This window comes from Pilimelia terevasa (assembly GCF_014647915.1).
GTDB classification, from domain to species: Bacteria; Actinomycetota; Actinomycetes; order Mycobacteriales; family Micromonosporaceae; genus Pilimelia; species Pilimelia terevasa.
This window is the reverse complement of record NZ_BMQC01000008.1, coordinates 60,045-75,918: the sequence shown is the minus strand read 5'-3', so window position 1 is coordinate 75,918 and position 15,874 is coordinate 60,045. Positions and strand designations below refer to the sequence as shown.

General features: G+C 72.6%; 29 protein-coding genes and 1 tRNA gene. 5 read left to right on the top strand and 25 right to left on the bottom strand.

The annotated features are described in order from the left end of the window. Positions 1-11: 11 nt before the first annotated feature. The 23 genes from IEY75_RS12875 to IEY75_RS12770 form a co-directional block, all read right to left on the bottom strand. Positions 12-158, bottom strand: coding sequence for a hypothetical protein (locus IEY75_RS12875; protein ID WP_189114549.1), 147 nt, complete (start codon positions 156-158; stop codon positions 12-14). Beyond that, positions 155-670, bottom strand: a complete 516-nt coding sequence (locus IEY75_RS12870) for a hypothetical protein (RefSeq protein WP_189114548.1) — start codon at positions 668-670, stop codon at positions 155-157. The genes IEY75_RS12875 and IEY75_RS12870 overlap by 4 nt, the downstream gene beginning before the upstream one ends. After that, positions 667-873, bottom strand: a complete 207-nt coding sequence (locus IEY75_RS12865) for a hypothetical protein (protein WP_189114547.1) — start codon at positions 871-873, stop codon at positions 667-669. Before IEY75_RS12865 ends, IEY75_RS12870 begins: the two co-directional genes overlap by 4 nt. After that, complete coding sequence (locus tag IEY75_RS12860) at positions 870-1,154, bottom strand: hypothetical protein (RefSeq protein ID WP_189114546.1); 285 nt, start codon at positions 1,152-1,154, stop codon at positions 870-872. The genes IEY75_RS12865 and IEY75_RS12860 overlap by 4 nt, the downstream gene beginning before the upstream one ends. Before the next feature lie 12 nt (positions 1,155-1,166). Further along, positions 1,167-1,319, bottom strand: coding sequence for a hypothetical protein (locus IEY75_RS12855; RefSeq protein WP_189114545.1), 153 nt, complete (start codon positions 1,317-1,319; stop codon positions 1,167-1,169). Positions 1,320-1,396: 77 nt separating this feature from the next. Beyond that, a complete protein-coding gene (locus tag IEY75_RS12850) occupies positions 1,397-1,762 on the bottom strand; it encodes a VRR-NUC domain-containing protein (protein WP_189114544.1) in 366 nt (121 codons plus the stop codon). Next, positions 1,759-2,607 carry a DNA adenine methylase gene (locus IEY75_RS12845; protein ID WP_229789644.1) on the bottom strand — a complete coding sequence of 283 codons (849 nt, stop codon included), beginning with the start codon at positions 2,605-2,607 and terminating at the stop codon, positions 1,759-1,761. Before IEY75_RS12845 ends, IEY75_RS12850 begins: the two co-directional genes overlap by 4 nt. Then, entirely contained in the window at positions 2,604-2,741 is a 138-nt protein-coding gene (locus IEY75_RS12840; protein WP_189114543.1) for a hypothetical protein, read from the bottom strand. The genes IEY75_RS12845 and IEY75_RS12840 overlap by 4 nt, the downstream gene beginning before the upstream one ends. Next, positions 2,738-2,914 carry an FDXHR family putative zinc-binding protein gene (locus tag IEY75_RS12835; RefSeq protein WP_189114542.1) on the bottom strand — a complete coding sequence of 59 codons (177 nt, stop codon included), beginning with the start codon at positions 2,912-2,914 and terminating at the stop codon, positions 2,738-2,740. The genes IEY75_RS12840 and IEY75_RS12835 overlap by 4 nt, the downstream gene beginning before the upstream one ends. Further along, positions 2,911-3,090, bottom strand: coding sequence for a hypothetical protein (locus IEY75_RS12830; protein WP_189114541.1), 180 nt, complete (start codon positions 3,088-3,090; stop codon positions 2,911-2,913). The genes IEY75_RS12835 and IEY75_RS12830 overlap by 4 nt, the downstream gene beginning before the upstream one ends. Continuing rightward, complete coding sequence (locus IEY75_RS12825) at positions 3,084-3,800, bottom strand: ATP-binding protein (RefSeq protein WP_229789642.1); 717 nt, start codon at positions 3,798-3,800, stop codon at positions 3,084-3,086. Before IEY75_RS12825 ends, IEY75_RS12830 begins: the two co-directional genes overlap by 7 nt. After that, entirely contained in the window at positions 3,797-4,819 is a 1,023-nt protein-coding gene (locus IEY75_RS12820) for a hypothetical protein (RefSeq protein WP_189114540.1), read from the bottom strand. Before IEY75_RS12820 ends, IEY75_RS12825 begins: the two co-directional genes overlap by 4 nt. A gap of 82 nt (positions 4,820-4,901) precedes the next feature. Next, positions 4,902-5,453, bottom strand: a complete 552-nt coding sequence (locus IEY75_RS12815; RefSeq protein WP_189114539.1) for a hypothetical protein — start codon at positions 5,451-5,453, stop codon at positions 4,902-4,904. Next, entirely contained in the window at positions 5,450-5,833 is a 384-nt protein-coding gene (locus IEY75_RS12810) for a hypothetical protein (RefSeq protein ID WP_189114538.1), read from the bottom strand. The genes IEY75_RS12815 and IEY75_RS12810 overlap by 4 nt, the downstream gene beginning before the upstream one ends. After that, positions 5,830-6,378, bottom strand: a complete 549-nt coding sequence (locus tag IEY75_RS12805; protein ID WP_189114537.1) for a hypothetical protein — start codon at positions 6,376-6,378, stop codon at positions 5,830-5,832. Before IEY75_RS12805 ends, IEY75_RS12810 begins: the two co-directional genes overlap by 4 nt. 3 nt (positions 6,379-6,381) lie before the next feature. Beyond that, positions 6,382-6,627: a hypothetical protein gene (locus tag IEY75_RS12800; protein WP_189114536.1), complete on the bottom strand. Its 246-nt coding sequence runs from the start codon at positions 6,625-6,627 to the stop codon at positions 6,382-6,384. Beyond that, a complete protein-coding gene (locus tag IEY75_RS12795; protein WP_189114535.1) occupies positions 6,624-6,764 on the bottom strand; it encodes a hypothetical protein in 141 nt (46 codons plus the stop codon). The genes IEY75_RS12800 and IEY75_RS12795 overlap by 4 nt, the downstream gene beginning before the upstream one ends. Continuing rightward, the gene (locus IEY75_RS12790) at positions 6,757-6,945 is read right to left on the bottom strand and encodes a hypothetical protein (protein WP_189114534.1); all 189 of its coding nucleotides are present in this window, start codon (positions 6,943-6,945) and stop codon (positions 6,757-6,759) included. The genes IEY75_RS12795 and IEY75_RS12790 overlap by 8 nt, the downstream gene beginning before the upstream one ends. 216 nt (positions 6,946-7,161) lie before the next feature. Further along, positions 7,162-7,293 carry a hypothetical protein gene (locus IEY75_RS21280; protein ID WP_268244350.1) on the bottom strand — a complete coding sequence of 44 codons (132 nt, stop codon included), beginning with the start codon at positions 7,291-7,293 and terminating at the stop codon, positions 7,162-7,164. Between the two features lie 153 nt (positions 7,294-7,446). Beyond that, entirely contained in the window at positions 7,447-7,755 is a 309-nt protein-coding gene (locus IEY75_RS12785) for a hypothetical protein (RefSeq protein ID WP_189114533.1), read from the bottom strand. Between the two features lie 142 nt (positions 7,756-7,897). Further along, positions 7,898-8,644: a BRO-N domain-containing protein gene (locus IEY75_RS12780; RefSeq protein ID WP_189114532.1), complete on the bottom strand. Its 747-nt coding sequence runs from the start codon at positions 8,642-8,644 to the stop codon at positions 7,898-7,900. Then, entirely contained in the window at positions 8,641-8,874 is a 234-nt protein-coding gene (locus IEY75_RS12775) for a helix-turn-helix domain-containing protein (protein ID WP_189114531.1), read from the bottom strand. Before IEY75_RS12775 ends, IEY75_RS12780 begins: the two co-directional genes overlap by 4 nt. Continuing rightward, complete coding sequence (locus IEY75_RS12770; protein WP_189114530.1) at positions 8,874-9,137, bottom strand: hypothetical protein; 264 nt, start codon at positions 9,135-9,137, stop codon at positions 8,874-8,876. The genes IEY75_RS12775 and IEY75_RS12770 overlap by 1 nt, the downstream gene beginning before the upstream one ends. Positions 9,138-9,409: 272 nt before the next feature. Here IEY75_RS12770 and IEY75_RS12765 point away from each other — a divergent pair, with 272 nt between their 5' ends. The 3 genes from IEY75_RS12765 to IEY75_RS12755 all read left to right on the top strand — a co-directional run bounded on the left by IEY75_RS12765 (position 9,410) and on the right by IEY75_RS12755 (position 11,543). Beyond that, entirely contained in the window at positions 9,410-9,817 is a 408-nt protein-coding gene (locus IEY75_RS12765) for a helix-turn-helix domain-containing protein (protein WP_189114529.1), read from the top strand. Continuing rightward, positions 9,807-10,952: a tyrosine-type recombinase/integrase gene (locus tag IEY75_RS12760; protein WP_189114528.1), complete on the top strand. Its 1,146-nt coding sequence runs from the start codon at positions 9,807-9,809 to the stop codon at positions 10,950-10,952. The genes IEY75_RS12765 and IEY75_RS12760 overlap by 11 nt, the downstream gene beginning before the upstream one ends. A gap of 225 nt (positions 10,953-11,177) precedes the next feature. Then, entirely contained in the window at positions 11,178-11,543 is a 366-nt protein-coding gene (locus tag IEY75_RS12755; protein WP_189114527.1) for a hypothetical protein, read from the top strand. Between the two features lie 294 nt (positions 11,544-11,837). Here IEY75_RS12755 and IEY75_RS12750 read toward each other — a convergent pair whose 3' ends face one another. After that, the gene (locus tag IEY75_RS12750; protein WP_229789641.1) at positions 11,838-12,659 is read right to left on the bottom strand and encodes a (2Fe-2S)-binding protein; all 822 of its coding nucleotides are present in this window, start codon (positions 12,657-12,659) and stop codon (positions 11,838-11,840) included. 483 nt (positions 12,660-13,142) lie between these two features. Here IEY75_RS12750 and IEY75_RS12745 point away from each other — a divergent pair, with 483 nt between their 5' ends. Then, complete coding sequence (locus IEY75_RS12745) at positions 13,143-14,096, top strand: helix-turn-helix domain-containing protein (protein ID WP_189114526.1); 954 nt, start codon at positions 13,143-13,145, stop codon at positions 14,094-14,096. Here IEY75_RS12745 and IEY75_RS12740 read toward each other — a convergent pair. Then, a complete protein-coding gene (locus IEY75_RS12740) occupies positions 14,083-15,192 on the bottom strand; it encodes a globin domain-containing protein (protein WP_189114525.1) in 1,110 nt (369 codons plus the stop codon). The genes IEY75_RS12745 and IEY75_RS12740 overlap by 14 nt on opposite strands. 560 nt (positions 15,193-15,752) lie before the next feature. Here IEY75_RS12740 and IEY75_RS12735 point away from each other — a divergent pair. Beyond that, a tRNA-Ser gene (locus tag IEY75_RS12735) sits at positions 15,753-15,842 on the top strand. The last annotated feature ends 32 nt before the right edge of the window (positions 15,843-15,874 follow it).

The window sequence follows — 15,874 nt, the reverse complement described above, 5'->3', positions numbered from 1 at the left end:
CGGGCAGCAGGTCAGGCGGGGGCGTTGAGGGCGGGGATGATGACGGTCACCCAGAGGCCGACGACGCCGCTGAGCACGAACAGGCCGATGACCACGAGGATCGCGAGGAGCGCCCAGTCGGTGATCCGGTCGGCGCGGCTCTGCTTGAGGTCGCTCATGCCGCCGCCTCCCCGGTCGTGGCAGCGGCGTCCGGGGTGTCGGCGCTCTCACAGGTCTCACAGGTCTCACAGGCGTCCGGGGCGCCTGCGCCACTGCCGCCTAATTTGCTGCTAGCTGCGCCGAAGTTAGGCGGAACCACGTCAACGAGCCGGCGGACGTCGGCGTGGATGGCGTCGACCTTGGTGTTGAGGCCGCTGATGAAGCTGTCGACTCGATCGATGAGGTCGCCGGGGATCTCCCACGCCTCGACAGGAAGCTGAGCCTTGGCGAGCTGCTCCTCCAGCTCGGCAACCCTCTCCGCCTCGCCCTTGTACTCCAGCCGCTCGGCCAGGCACTGGACGTAGACCTCGCCGAGCTGGTTGTACTCGCGGGCCAACCGCTCGTTCTCGGCCTCCAGCTCGGCGACCCGAGCGGTCAGCTCAGTGATGCGGACGCCGCAGTCCATGAGCTGCTGAATGTGTCCGTCGCGCTCGCGCCCGTAGGCGCCGCCGATGTCTGCGATGTCGCTCATCGCCCGCTCCCCCCGGTGCTGGTCGGGGTCGGGGTCCAGTCGGGGCTGTCGGTGCCGTCCTGGCCGGTGCCTGGGCAGTCGACGGGCGGGAAGATGCCGCCGGGGTTACGGACGTGGCGGCGCATCTTGCCGTCGCGGGTGATGGACAGGTGTCGGCGGCAGGTCGGGCAGTAGGCGCGCCGGTAGGTGTGGGGCTGGGTCATCGGGTCTCTCCCTCGGTGCAGGTGTGGGCGCCGGGTCCGCACTGGTCGTGCTGGCCGGTCAGCGCGGCGCTGAGCTGATCGAGGAGCCGGGCGGCGCGGTCCATCTCCCGGTCAAGGTCGACCGGCGCGACGCCGGTGGCGTGCATGTGGATGGCGCCGATGGTGGTGCGGAGTGCGGTGATGGCGTCGGGTTCGCTGTCGTGGTGGTGCCCGTGCGGCCTGTGCTGCTCGCCGTGGGCGGCCGAATCGGCCCGGGTGGTACCTCGGGTGGGGGTCGGCATGTTGATCTCCTTCTAGGACGTCTGGTCGGGCCAGGTGATGTGGAGCTGGGCGGTGCGGATGAGGTGCAGGAGTACGTCGGCGAGGCGGTGGTCGTTGAGGTCGAGGCAGGCGACCCGCGCGCCCGGGTAGTGGCGGATGGCGTCGCGGATGAGGCGCCGTGCCATGTCGTGGAGATGGCCCGTCCGCCCGCTGAGAGGGTCGCTGCCGCGCCGTTGGGCCGGAATGGTGGGACGGGTGGGGGTCATGGCCTTGCGGGCTTCCTGCGGGCGATGGCGGCCATCTCGGCGAGGACGCGGCGGTCCTGCCAGTCGTCGGGGGTCCACACCCGGGCGTCGCAACCGGCCTCGGCGAGCGCGTCCAGCCACGTCCGTTGGGCAGCAGACAGCCGGCCGCGGGCTGCTTTGAGTTCGCGGTAGAGGACGCCGCGGGCGCCGACGATGACCAGGTCGGGCCAGCCGGCGCCGTCCGCGGCGACGGGGGTCATCCACCGGCCGCCGACGAGGGCGGGTCGGAAGTGCGCGACGCGGAGGTGGAGGCGGGCGGCGAGGTCGAGGACGGCGGTCTGGAGGGTGGACTCGCTCATCGCGGTCAGGACGCGGCTGCTCATCGGACGTCCAGGGCGTCGAGGAGGGACATCTGCTGGCCGAGCGGCCGGTTCGACCAGAGGACCTCGGTCCTGTTCGCCCAGGTGCCGCCCTGACCGGTGGACGCGGCGATGGAGTGCCGGTCCCAGCCGGTGTACAGCTCCCGGTCGTACAGGTCGGAGGCGTACCCGGACAGGACGACCGCGGCGTGGCAGCCGTGCAGCGCCTCAGCGAGCTGCCGGTGGTCGACGTCGTCGCGCATTTCGTGCCGGTAGCCGCGCGCCTCGCGGACCGCGCCGAGGTACGGCGGGTCGACGTAGAGCAGGACGCTGGGGTGCTGGCCGTACTTGGCGATCAGGTCCAGCGCCGGCAGGCACTCCAGCGACACGTCCCGCAGCCGCTCGGCGAACGGTGCGATCCGGTCGACGTAGCCGTCCAGATAGGCCGGCATCGAGATCGAGGAGCCCTCAGGCTTGACGACGTGCCGCCACCCGGTCGCCAGCAGGTTCCCGGCGCGGCCCTGAGTGAGCTGAACCCAGACCCGGCGGGCACGCTCCAGGTCCGGCAGGTCGGCCGGCATGGCGTCGATGCGGCTGTCGCGGTACTCGGCGCGGGCGTGCGGCGTCCACCGGCACACCTCGCGCAGCTCCTCGCGCCGGTCGCGGAGCACCCGGAAGAACGCCACCAGGTGCTCGTCGAGGTCGTTGACGGTCTCGTGCCGCGACGGCGCCTTCGCGCCGAGGACGGCGAGGCTGCCGGCGTAGGGCTCGATGTAGTGGGCGTGGGCGGGCAGCAGCGCGGCGATGGCCGGGCCGACGGTGATTTTCCCGCCGAAGTACGGGATCGGGGGGCGGAGGGCGACGGTCACGGCTTCTCCTTCGGTGCGGTGGCGGTGGGCTTGGTGCGGCAGTTGTTGGCGCAGCGGCGGGTGACCAGCCACAGCGGGCCGTTGCAGCGGGTGCAGGGGGGCGGGGTGGGCGGCTTGGCGGGTGGGCGGCTCATGCGTCGGCTCCGATGAGGAGGAGCCACTCGGTCCAGATGCCGTCGATGCGGATGAGGCCGGCAGCGGCGGGGTCGTGGCAGGCGCCGCGCTGGCGGTGGGCGTCGAACAGGTCGACGTCGGCGAAGCGGGCGCGGCAGGTCGGGCAGGTCGCGGCGGTCAGGGTGGCGGTCATCGGCGGGCCTCCCGGTCGGTGCGGGCGCGCTCCAGTGCGCGGGCGTGGATTTGCTCGGAGCGGGTCAGCGGGCGGGCCGGCTCGGGCTCGGGGCGGGGCTGGAGGGCGGCGCGGCAGAGGGCTGCGCCGCGGTGGGCGCGCTCGACGCGGGCGGCGTGGTCTTCGGGGGTCACCACTCGGTCACGACCTCGCGGATCGGCTCCCCGTCGAGGACGACCAGGCCGCTGCCGTCGATCAGGCGCTCGGCGAGCGGGTCGCCGTACCGCTCGGCGAGGGAGTCGAACGCGGCGGCGGAGTCGGCGGGGGTGTTCGCGGTAACGATCAGGCGCCGCTGGTTGCCACACCGCTCGTCGACGATGTGCTGGAGCTGCTCCAGCCACCAGTCGGTGACCCGCTCCCGACCCAGGTCATCAAGGAGCAGCAGGTCGCAGTCCAGGGCGTACTGGAGGGCGAAGGGCTCGCCGTCGGGCTTGAGGGCGGCGGACAGGCCAAGGGCGGTGCGGGCGACGACCCAGGCACCGCGGGTGGCGGCGTCGTTGGTGATCGCGTACGCGGCGGTGGTCTTCCCGGTGCGCGACGGGCCGGCGATGACCAGGGCGCGGGGGCCGCGGTCGAACCAGGCGGCGATCTTGCCGTCGGCGGTCTGGTCGGCGCGCAGCTTGGTGTAGCTGGCGTCGGCGTAGCGGGCCTGCCGGTGCTTGACGTAGCCGGCGTTGCGGTTGGCGGCGCGGCGGGCGCGCATCGCGGCGACCCACTCGTCGCCGACGAGGTCGTGGATCGGGTCGCGGGCCGACATCGTGGACGCGCCGGCCTGGCCTCGGCGCTGGCCGGGTGCGGTGAACTCGGTGAAGGCGTGACCGATGCGGGTCGGTTCGGTGCTGGTCATGCGGACGCTCCAGTGCGGCTGGCGATGATGGCGTTCTTGCCGCCGGCGTACGGGTTGCGGCGGGCGCGTTCTTCGTCGGTCTGGTCGTTGTGGAAGCGGTTGGCGCCGGTCATCGGCCCGCGGGCGGCCGGGCGGGCGCGCTGGTCGTCGGCGGCCTTACGCATCCAGTTGCGCCAGGTCGCCACCCAGTCGGTCTTGGTGCCCTTGGCGCCGCCGATGCCGGTCCAGTAGTCGGTGAACCGCTCGTGCTCGCGCCGGCCGTCGATGCCGGGGCAGTTGGCGACGAACCAGGTCTTCATCTCGTCGGTGACGGCGAAGCCTTCGGGCAGTCGCGTGGCGCGCTTGCGCGCTGCGCCGCTTGCGGCGCTAACGCTCTTATTACTTCCGTAGGAAGTACGGGTCGGGTCGGGTCGGGTCGGGGGGACCGTGACTGACGGGTCCGTCACGCCGTGACGCACGCCGTGACTACCGCCGTGACCAGGGCCGATTTGAGCGTCAATGTCCGTGGGCGACGGCAGGGACGCGTCGCCGTCGATGGAAGGTGCGGCGGTCGCGGTGGACTCGGGCGCCTCCTCAGAGGGCACTCTCACGTCGTCGTGGTCGACGGCCTCTGCACCTCGCTCGTGACTCACGCCGTGACGGTTGCGTGACTCGCGAGCCGCCCTGGCCCGGTCCCGGGCGCGCTGCTGACGATCGGCTGCCGCCGCCCGGTCGGCCAACACCCGATCCTTCGAGGGCTGGTGGCTGGACCACTCGTGGAACTGCCAGCCCTCCTCGCCGCCGCGGACCGTCCGCTCCCACAGGCCAGCGGACTCCAGGCGCTTGGCGAGATCCCCACCGTGGATGGGCGCCAGGTACTCCAGGACGTCATCGGGTACCCAGCCGTCAGTGAGTTCGTCGGACGCCCACGAGCCGGCCACGGCCCAGAGGCCCATCGCGGCCATGCCCTCCAGGGACATACCGACGCGGATCCGCTTGCGGTGCTTGTGGAGCCCGTCATCCACCTTGAACCAGGTCATCGGTCCTTCTCTCGGCTGTACTGGTCTGTGCTGGTGGGTGCCGGCCCGCCCCGCGGGGAAGTGCGGGGCGGGCCGGCTGCTCTCACTCCCGGCGCCGGCCGCCGCCGATGGGTGGGCTGAACCGCTCGACGGCGACCTCGTCGGCGAGCGCCGCGGCGTCGCGGGTGGCCCAGGCGGTCAGCTCCCGCCATGGCCGGTCGGTGGGGACGGCGGCGGCGAGGACGAACAGCAGCGCGTACCGGTCCTCGGCCGACGGCACGGCGTGCTCCAGCCAGATCGCGTTCTCCGCCGGCCCGTCCTCCCGGACGCGGGCCACGAGCTGGGCGGCGATGCGGGCGAGCCGGTCGACGCCGGCACCGGCGTGGGGGTCGGCGAGCGCCGCCACGTACTGCTGCCCGGCCGGGGTGAGGGTCCAGGAGCGGGCGGCGCGGACCTGGGGGCGCTGGCCGCACGGGTCGCCCTCGGCGATCAGCTCGGCCAGGTACAGGGAGCGGATCAGGTCCCGGTCCACCGGCAGGGTCCGGTCGTCGCGGTAGCTGACGCTGCGGTTGGGTGCGGTGAGCGAGTAGTAGACGCGGCCGGCGGCGACCGCGATCAGCAGCTCGGTCTGCGTGCGCTTGAGGACGGCGGTCACGCGGTCACCGCCTCGGCGCGCTGGGCTTCTACGGCCTGAATGACGGCCTCTCGGTCGATGCCGTGGCGGTCCATCCAGTCGTCGAGCCACTCGGCGATCTGCTCGCCCTTGCCGTCGTGGGCGTCCTGGATCAGCTCGGCGGCGTCGTGGCTGTCGGGCCACAGCAGGGCGTTAAGCGCGCAGGCGGCGGTCCACGTGTTGCAGGCGGCGCGCACGGTCATCCCGCGGGCTTCGATCGCGTCGGGGGTCCAACTGCCGCCGACGAACGCCTGCATGTGGAGGGCGTACGCCTCGACGGTGTAGTGGGCGGCGAGGCGCTTCAGGTCGGGCTCGTCGCCTTCGGCGGCGGGGGCGAAGCGGTGGACGATCTCGGCGGTCACAGGGCACCGCCGGCGGCGAGGAGGTCCAGGAGCTGGGTGGCGGTGTTGGCCAGGCCGCCGCGGTGCTCGGCGGTGAGCCAGGGGTTGGCGTCCTCGGCGGCGGCCAGGTCCAGACCGTCGGCGACCGCCTTGACACCGGTGCGGAGGCGGTCGACCTCGGCGCGGGCGTCGGTCAGTGCGGCGAGCAGGTCGGTCACGTCCTGCCGGGCGGCGGCGATGAACTCGGCGTCGGGCTGGCGCAGGCCGCGGATGTCGGCCCGGTACACCCGCTCGTCGGCCCGGCTGGTCGCGTCCGGGGCGACCTGGTAGATCGGGACGTCGGCGGCTTTGACCTGGCCGGTGTCGCCGGCGTGGTCGTAGAACACCGGCTGCGCGTCGCGCATCCCCCAGCGAACGAACCGCATGATGTACAGCCGGCCGCGGTCGGGGGTGCCCAGGAATACCTGGTGGTTGTCGGTGTTGCCGAACCACTGCCACGGGCCGGGCGTGGCGGCGCTGTCGCGCTGCTTGATGGCGTCGATGTCGATGGGCATGTCGATGGGCATGGGTCAGTCCTCCAGGCGGTGGTGCGGGATGTGGACGGGGAAGCCGGCGTGCAGCCAGCGGTGGGCGCGGACCCGGGCGGCCTCAACCCGGCCGACCGCGCGGGGGCGGCTGGTGGCGGGGCGGCCGTCCAGGGGCAGGGGGACGGTGTCGGCGCGCATCGCGGCGAGCTGGTCGGCCCAGGTCTCGTCGCCACCCGGGTGGTCGTCGGGCTCCATGGCGTCGAGCAGGTGCTCGATCAGGCCGATCACCGGGTCACGCCCCAGACGCGGGCGACGATCGCCCACCACTGCGCGTCGATCTGGTCCTGGTCGGCGTCGGCCGCCCCGCAGGGGGTGAGCGCGGCGACCGCGAGCGCCTGGAGCACGTGCTGGTCGAAGTCACTCATCGCCGGCACCGGCCCGTCGTGCGGACTCGATCAACTCGACCGCGTCGGCGCGGGCGCCCAGCCACCAGTTCGTGATGGCGGCGGTGACCTGCACGACGATCCAGGTGGCGACCGCGGACACGGCTAGGCCGAGGGTGATGGAGACGGTGACGGCGGCCCACCACGGCAGGTCGGCGATCATCGGCCGGACCCCATCCACTGGGCGGGGACCCGGCGGCCACCGGCGGGCTGCCCCTCAACCTGCTCGGGCAGCGGCGGCGGGAACGGCTCCCGGTTGGGGCAGAGGCGCTGGACGAGCCAGGCTCGCTCTCGGCGGGTAAGGTGTCGCATGATCGATCTCCTTCGGATTGATCCCAGAGCCCTCGCCGGTTGCATCGGTGGGGGCTCGTCCATGTGGTCAGTGCTGGTGCCAGGCCAGGGCGGTGAGGCACCAGCCGGCGAAGGTGAACAGCGCGGCGACGATGAGCAGGCCGAGCAGCCAGTCGAGCCAGTCGTCGGGGTTGCGGTCGCCGCGGCGGTGGGTGGTCATCGCGGCACCACGACCGCGCAGGCGGCCAGCAGGACGAGCGCGGCGAGGGTGAGCAGGACCCCGCGGGAGGTGACCTTGCGGCGACGGCGGGTCATCGGATACCGACGATCCGCAGCAGGCCCAGGGCCAGACCCAGGGCGATGCTGAGGTGGCTCATCGGGCGGCCTGCACGATCCGGCGGACGAGGTCGACCTCAGCCAGGTACTGGTCCGTCGAGACGCCGGTGCAGCTCTCCACGACCATCAGCAGCAGGACGACCATCTCGTCCTCGCTGGTCAGGCCGGTGCCGGTCACCTTCAGGTCGAAGTCCTTGGTGCCGTCGTCGCACGGGACCCGGCGGATGGTGATCTCGGGCATCTCGACCGGGTCGGTGGTCGGGCTGTTGTCCTTCGGCGCGACGGGGCCGTTCGGGATTCCGTACGGGTTGTCGGGCGTTCGGCAGGTGCGGTTTCCGCTGTTCATGGCGTGGTCCTTCCGTTGGCTGGTGGTGGGGTGTGGGCCGTCCCGCCTGCCCGCCCGACGTGTTGGGTGACGGCGTGGTGGGCGGGACGGCCCGGGCTCCTCACGCCCTCCGCGATCTCCGCGCGGTGAGCGGGAGGGCGACTCAGGCGCCGATCGCGGCGGGGAACATCTGCTGCCAGGCGGCGTCGAACAGGCCGCGGTCGGCCTCCGTGTACGCCTTCACCCGGCGGGTCGAGCCGTTGATGAACCGGTCGGCCATGTCCGGCTCCCGGTCGTGCTTGGCCACGTACAGGCCCTTGATCGCCTTGCCGAAGCGGGAGGCGTAGGGGCGGGCGGCGTCCTCGGTCATGCCGCGCTCGGCGAAGTAGTCCGAGACGGTCAGCGGCCGGCGCGCGGGGTCGATCTCGGGGGCCTCGCCGAGGGCGCGGGCCAGGACGATGCGGGCCTTGGCCTCCAGGTAGTCCGGGGCGATGACACCGGAGAGGGTGGCGATGATCCGGGCCTGCGCGTCCAGGTCCGGGCCGGGCAAGGCGACCGTGGCGGCCGGGGCCTCGTAGCGGCCGGTCTTGCGAATGGCGGGCAGCACCTCGTGGGTGATCCACCGCTTGAACGCCTTGGCCTCCGGCTTGCGGCTGCGCAGGATCAGCGAGTACAGGCCCGGCTCGTTGACGACGTTGGTGTCCAGCTCGCGGCCGGACCCGTCATTAGTGGTGACGGGTACCCGCAGCACCTCGTCGTCGTCCAGGTAGGTGACCGCCTGGCGGGCGTTGCCGATGCCGAGGGCCGCGCACACGTCCACGGCGACGAAGTGCGGCTCACCCTCGATCAGGACGCTGCGGAGCTCGGCGCCGGTGGCGGGGAAGTTGAAGGTGGTCAGGTCGGTGCTCATGCGGCGGTACTCCTGACGAGTCGAGGTGCGCCAGCGGCGAGCGGCCCGTTCAGGGCGGGCTCCGAGCCGGCGGCGAGGATGGCGGCGATGTCCTGTGCGGTGAAGCGGACGAGCTTCCCGCCGGGCAGCCGGGTGTGCGGGATCTCGCGGGCGGCGACTCGGGCGCGGACCCAGGCCGGGGAGACGCCGAGGAAGTCGGCGAGCCCGTCGATGTCCAGCGGCTTGTCCATCAGGCGGCCCGCTCGAAGAGGACCTCGACGGTGGTGTCGAGGTCGCTCGCCATGCGGAGAGCCAGACCGAGGCTTGCGCCGCACCTGCCAGAGCGGATGTCGAAGAGGTGCTGTCGACTGATGCCGTGGATGGCGGCGAGGTCGACGACCTTCTTCCTCTGGACCTTGGCTGCGGCGAGTGCGTCGTAGACATCGACCCGGAGGCGGGTGGTTCGCGCGTCGCGTCCCGGAGACGCTGCGATGCGTTGTGGCGTCGCTTTCATGAGAGCCACACTAAGCGTCGCCACAACGCGACGCAAGGTTTCGTCGCCATTTAGTTACGCCCTCACCCTTTCGGCGTACCGATGATCGCTAGTACGGTGCGCTGGAACGTCGCTACTTGACGACAGAGAGGGAGGTCGGAGCGGTGTCCACCACAGCAACGCGCTATCGAGGCGCAGACATATGGCGACCCGTCGGCCCCATGCTGAACGACGCCAGTACGCGACGCATGGCGCCGTATACACGCTGGTCAGTGGCCGGGTACCGTGCGCCTATGGGCGACACAGGCGGCGGCAGCGAGACCTGGGCTGACTACCTACAGCGCATGACGAAGCGCCCCGGGTGGAGCGTCGCCAAGCTCGCCAGAGAGTCAGGAATCCACCGAGGGTCGATCTTCAAGTGGATCTCGGGCGACCGAGGCATGACCGTCGCCAACGTCGTCACGATTGCGAAAGCACTTGGCGACGATCCGGTGAATGCCCTCCGTGCTGCCGCCGGCATCGCCGCTGGTAGCAGCGACGACGAGGAGATCAACTTGGTCATGACGGACCCTCGCTTGACGGACTGCATCAAGGAGCGCATCGTCAGCCTGATCCTCGACCGGCGCGCGCGCGAACGGGCCGCGTCCCTGGAGGAGACGCGGCGGATGATCGAGCTGCTGGGGCCGTCTGGTGTGGGTTGAGAGGAACGGCCCGACCTACCGGATCCGGGATGTCGTCGCCGGCAAGAAGGTCACGCTGGAGGCCGGCTACCCCACCAAGACCTCCGCCAAGAAGCGCATGACCGCCCTGCGCGCCGACCAGCTCCGCGGCGACTTCATCGACCCCCGCGGCGGGAAGATCCTGCTAAACAACTGGATCGACTCCTACTGGCCGTCGTACGAGTCCACGCTGAAGCCGTCAGCGCGCCGGTCGGAGGAGTCGCGGGTCCGCATCCACATCCGCCCCCTGCTCGGCGCACTCCCCCTGGCCGAGATCGGTGACCTGACGGTGCAGCAGTTCGTCCACGACATCGGCGCCGGCGTGCCTGACCCCCAACGCGAGGGGAAGTGGCTACGGCGGCCCCTCTCCCCCAAGTCCGTCCGCAACGTCCACGCGATCCTGCACAAGCTCCTCCAGGCCGCCGTCGGCCAGCGGTACCTGCGTCTCAACCCGTCGGCCGGCTCGGCGATGCCCCCGCGGGTCCACAAGGAGATGCGGTTCCTCACCGCCCCGGAGATCGGCCGCCTGCTGGCCGCCTGCTCGGGCGAGTACCAGCGGTGGCGGCCGTTCGTGCTGCTCATGCTGGCGACGGGCCTGCGGTACGGCGAGGCGACCGGCCTGCGGGTCGGTGACGTGGATGTCCTGGCCGGCAGCCTGACCGTGTTGCGAACCCGCCACGAGGTCGACGGTGGGGCGTACCTGTTCACGGAGCCGAAGACGTCCAGCTCCCGGCGAACCGTGGTGTTCCCGACGGAGGTCGCGGACGAGTTGGCCGGGATGGTCGCGGCCAAGGACCGCGGGGACGCGCTGTTCGCGATGGATGACGGCACGCCGATGACCCGGAACTTCCGGCAGCGGATCTGGTTGCGGGTCCGCGAGCGCGCAGGGCTGGACGGGCTGCGCCTGCATGACCTACGGCACACGCACGCCGCGGTCCTGATCTCGGCCGGCACTCCCCTGACGGCCGTGCAGCGGCGACTCGGGCACTCGTCGATCCGGGTGACGTCCGACCTTTACGGGCACCTGATGCCAGAGGTCCACGACAGCATCGTGTCGGCGGTGTCAGCGATGCTGCCCAAACAGCGCGAAGCAGCCCCCACGCCGGCGGCGGCGTAGGGGCTGGCTAGGGGGATCGAGGTAGATTCAGGTAGTCATGGCTGGCGCTAGTTAGCGTTGGCTAGCAGGTCAGGCCAGCTATCACCCCTCTGACCAGGGGTTTTAGCTGGGTTCGAATCCCACACCCTCCGCCGGTTCCGCCCCCGGTCGGACCACCCCAGACTGAGATCGCAGGGCGCGGAGCGGGTTCACCGCCGCGGCGCCCGCCGCGTGACCGGAGGATCCATGAACAGGCCCCAGGCCCTCGTCGTCGCCGCGATCGCCGTCGGCGCCTTGCTGCTGTGCGGCCTCGGCTCCGCGGCTGCCGGCGTCGGGTGGTACTACTTCGTCCGCGAGGACCCGGGCGTCACCGCCTGCAAGGCGCTCGCGGCGGGAGCGGCGGCGCGGCGCCCGCCGACCTCCGCCGAGACCACCGAGATCGTGAATGAGCTTCTCGACTCCCGGCACGAGGACCTGCGGGCGGCGGGGCGCAAGCTGCGCGTCGCGCAGGCGGGCGGACTGGCCGGCCTGGCGGTCGGGCTCGGCGCCGCGATCGACATCGTGGCGGCGTGCGGCGCCCACGACGTACCCCTCGCGCGCCCCTGGGGCTGATTTCCCCGACCCCCTTCCGATCGAACACGTGTTCGATAGACTCGCCGGATGGATCTTCTCGTCCACTGGTGGAACGGCCACTTCGACGCGGCCGCGCGGCGCGACATCTTCGTGCGCCGGCGCGGCGACCGCCACGTCGTCGAGGTGCGCGTGGCCGCGACGGGCGAGACCTCGACCACCACCCACCACTGCGCCTGGGAGGCCGTCACGGCCGCGCGGGCGCACCTGGTCCCGCTCTCGGAGTGGTCGGACGTGACCGACGCGCACCGGTTGGCGTACCCGCAGCGGACGCGGTCAGCCGAGGTCGGGGCGCAGGCAGCAGCCGGAGCAGACCTTGGGCGCGGGGAGCGTGAAGGCCAGGCAGCAGGTCCGCCGCTGGACCGCCCAGGAGCCGTCGGGCGCCTGCGCCACCGCCACGAGGTCGGCGACGCCGAGCGCGCCGAGCAGCGCGTCGAGGGTGTCGCGGATGGTCCCCGGCAGGACCTCGGCGGCGCCGAGCACGCCGTACGCGACGCCGGAGGCCAGTGAGCCGAGCAGGGTGCGGCCGCTGATCCGCACCTGCCGGCGGAGCTGCCCGATCACCGGGTCGACGTGCGCGGTGCGCAGCGTGTCGCGCAGGGCGGCCAGGAGCGCGGCCTCGTCGGCGACGACGGTGACCGCGTCCGGCGCCGTCACGGCCAGCGGGTCGCTGGGCAGGACCGCCACGGCCGTACCGCGGCGCAGCCCGACCTGCGGGACCAGTTCGCCGGTGTCGAGTCCGACGAGCACGTCGGCGGGGCGCATCAGCGGCACCTGGCGCGCGTACGCCCAGCCGAGGACGGCGGGCAGCGCCAGCCAGTACCCGTAGGACTTCCACGCCAGGGCCACAGCCGCCGCGGGGGCGGCGTCGAAGCGGCGGCGGCTGGTCTCCACGAGGTCGGCGATGCGGGTGCCGTCGGCCAGCGCCGTCGCCGGTACCCAGCCGGGGTGACCCTCGTCGACCGTGAGGTGCGGGGCGAGCCCCAGCGGCGCACGGGTGCGGGCTGCCGCGGCGAGGACCTCGCGGACGGCGGCGAGCGGGTCGGGCAGGCCGGCGCGGGCCGGCGGCACCGCGTGGCGCGACGCTACTGTGTGCACGTCGACCACCTCCTGCGCGCGCCGCGGGGGCGCGGATCGAAACGGGTGGAGCGGGGCGGGCAGCCGCCAGCGACAGGGTGGTGTGCGGGCCGGTGGACCCGCGTCCGGCCCGACCGCACCGGAGTTCCTGAGTTCGCGTACCTCGACATCCGCCGCCGTCGGACCGGGGCCGGACCCCCGGCTGCGCGCGCGGTGCCCCCGACTCGCCGCGCCGCCGGGCGTACCGGACGCAGGTGCGCCGGACAGAGGCGTACCGGACGCCTGCGCACCGGACAGGTGCGTGCCGGACGGGTGCCTACCGGACGGGCGCGGGTCGCGGCGGGACCGCCACCACGCTAAGGCTAGCCTAACTAACTTGATCACATTCCACCGGCCGCCGGGCGGTTGTCAAGAGAACTGTCGGTAAGGCGCACATACCCCCGCTCGACGTACTCAGGCGTCAGACTGAAGCGGTTCCGCGACGACACCGAGAGGCCCGACCGCATGTCCACCCGCCCGCCGGGCGGCGCACCCGCCGCCGCGCCCACCGACGGCGCCGCCGGGCGGGCGGACGCGGCGGCCGCCGCGTTCGCGGGAGAGCTGGGCCGCTGGCGGCGCACGCGCGGCCTGAGCAAGAAGCAGCTCGCGGCGCGGATGCGGTTCGACCCCTCGTACGTCAGCCACATCGAGAGCTGCCGGCACCGGCCCACCGCCGACTTCGCCCGCCGGGCCGAGGCGGTACTGCTGAGCGCGGGCGCCATCTGGCGCCACTTCGAGGCGTACGCGCGCCTGCGCCGGGCCACCCCCGGACCGACGCCGGCCGGCCCGCCGTGGCTGCCCCCGACCGCCGGCCTGGTGATCGAACGGGAGCTGACGAGCCTGCACTTCGACGGCCGACGGTACCGCTGCACCGTGCGCCGCGCCCTCTACAACGCGGGCGCGGACCCGGTCACCCGGTTCGCGGTCCGGGTCGGCCTCGCCACCGCCGACGCCGCGCCCACCGCGGAGTCGCTGCGCGCCCGCGTCACCTCGACCACCGACGGCCGGCGGCGACCCGTCCGCTGGCAGCCCAGCGCCGCGGACGTCGCCGCGGCCGAGGCGTGGCTGGTCTTCGAGGACGACGACGGCACGTACCCGATCCTGCCCGGCACCCGCGCCACCCTCGACTACACGGTCACCGCGACCGCCGCGCAGGCCGGCCCCTGGCTGCGCCGCACCGTCCGGCTGCCGACCGGCCGGCTGGCGATCGACCTGGACCTGCCCGGCGCGCCCGACGTCCGGGGTACCGGCACCTCACCCGTGGCCGGCCCGACGGCGCTGCGGCTGTCGACGGAGGCGCTCGGGGACCGCACCCGGGTGCGGTGGAGCGCCGACAACCCGCCGCTGCAGGCGCGCTACCGGCTGGACTGGCGCTTCGCCGGCCCGCCGATCCCCCGCCAGCGGCTCACCACTCGGTGAACGCGTCGTACCGGATCCGCGTCGAGGGCACCCGCAGCTCGCTGAGCGTCCGCATCGTGCCCCGGACCATCGGCGCCGGCCCCGACACGAAGAAGTCGTGCTCGGCCCACGGCCCGTAGCGGGACATCACCTCGTTGACGTGTCCCCGCTCGCCGGTGAACGTCTCGTCCTCGCTGCACGAAGGGACCACCGACAGCCACGGGTAACGCGCGGCGAGCTGGGTCAGCTCGTCCAGGTGGTACAGGTCGTCGCGGTCGCGCGCGCCGAGGAAGACGTGCACCCAGCGGGTGCGGTTGTAGGTGGTCAGCTCGTCGATGAGGGCCTTGATCGGCGCCAGCCCGGTACCGCCGGCCACGCAGACGATGTCGCGCGCCGACCGCCGGTCCAACACCATGTCGCCCATCGGCGCCGCCAGCCGCAGCGGGTCCCCGGCCCGGAGCCGCCGCACCAGCGCGCCCGACACCCACCCGGCGCCGAGTGCCCGGACGTGGAACTCCAGCAGGTTGTCCCGGCGCGGCGCGTTCGCCACGGAGTAGGCGCGCCACACGCGCGGGTGGTACTGGCTCTCCAGGCTGACGTACTGCCCGGGCCGGTAGTCCAGCGGGGTGGACGTGCGGCAGGTGAACACCGCCATGTCCCGGCCGTACCGCTGGTGCGCGACGACCTCGGCGTGCCAGAAGGGCGGGTTGTCGTCCTCCGCCGCGCCGGCCTGCATCTTGCGGGCGATGACGGCGTACGCGTCCTTCCACGCCTGCTCGTACTCCCAGCCCCACTGCTCCCCGGCGAACGTCCGCAGCGCCTCCACCAGGGCGGCGCCGACGACGTCGTAGTGCGCGCCGACCACCTCGAACTTGCGGTGGTCGCGGCCCAGTGCCCGCAGGTAGCTGTCGAACTGCTCCGGGTCCTCCAGGGTCTGCACGGCGTGCACGATGGCGCCGAGCAGGCGCGCGCGCTGTACGTCCATGTGGACGGGGAACAGGTCCCGCAGGCGGGGGTCGGTCAGGAACAGCCGGGCGTAGAAGTAGCCGGCGACCTTGTCCTGCTGGTCTTCGACGAGGGCCCAGCTCTCCTTCAGTAGCCGCGACAAGTTGCCCATGAGCATCCCCTTACCGTGACGGTCCGCTCGCTCGCGCGAAGTGCCGAGATACCGATGGCGGCTGGTGTACCCCTGTTCTCCACGCAGTCACCTACATTGCACGCTCCGTCAGGGTGCCGCATCGCTCCGTGTCGCATCGCACAGGCTGTGCGATGGAAGTTGCGTGTCGGGGTCCCGGGGCGCAACACCCTCCCGTCCGAGTACGTACCGCCGCAGTTCAGCATCCACATTCGACCGTGTCTGCGGGCAGATATCAACCTGTACCGACGACCGACGCGACACGCCGATCTACTGCCGCTGAACGCGCTCACTCAATCACTCGTAGTGACCAATACGGCGGGCCGCGCGGGGCCTGGCTCCGGCCTTTCGGCCATGGAGTTGGCGGACCGGACGGCAGCGAGGTTCCCGGCCGGTCCGGGGCACCGCACCGGTCGGGCCTGCGGACCGCACCTCCGGGGGACGGAGGGCTCGAAGGGTGAGCCGCGGGGGGGTGACGCGCTTTGCCCGGCGACGGAGCTGACCTGTAGGCTCCGGAGCGGTGGTCCGCAACGGCCATCGGGGGAGACTTCGCCTAGTCTGGTCTATGGCGCCGCACTGCTAATGCGGTTGGGGTTAACCGCCCCTCCCGGGTTCGAATCCCGGAGTCTCCGCGGTCCGGGACGGCATGTATGCTTGTCCGGCA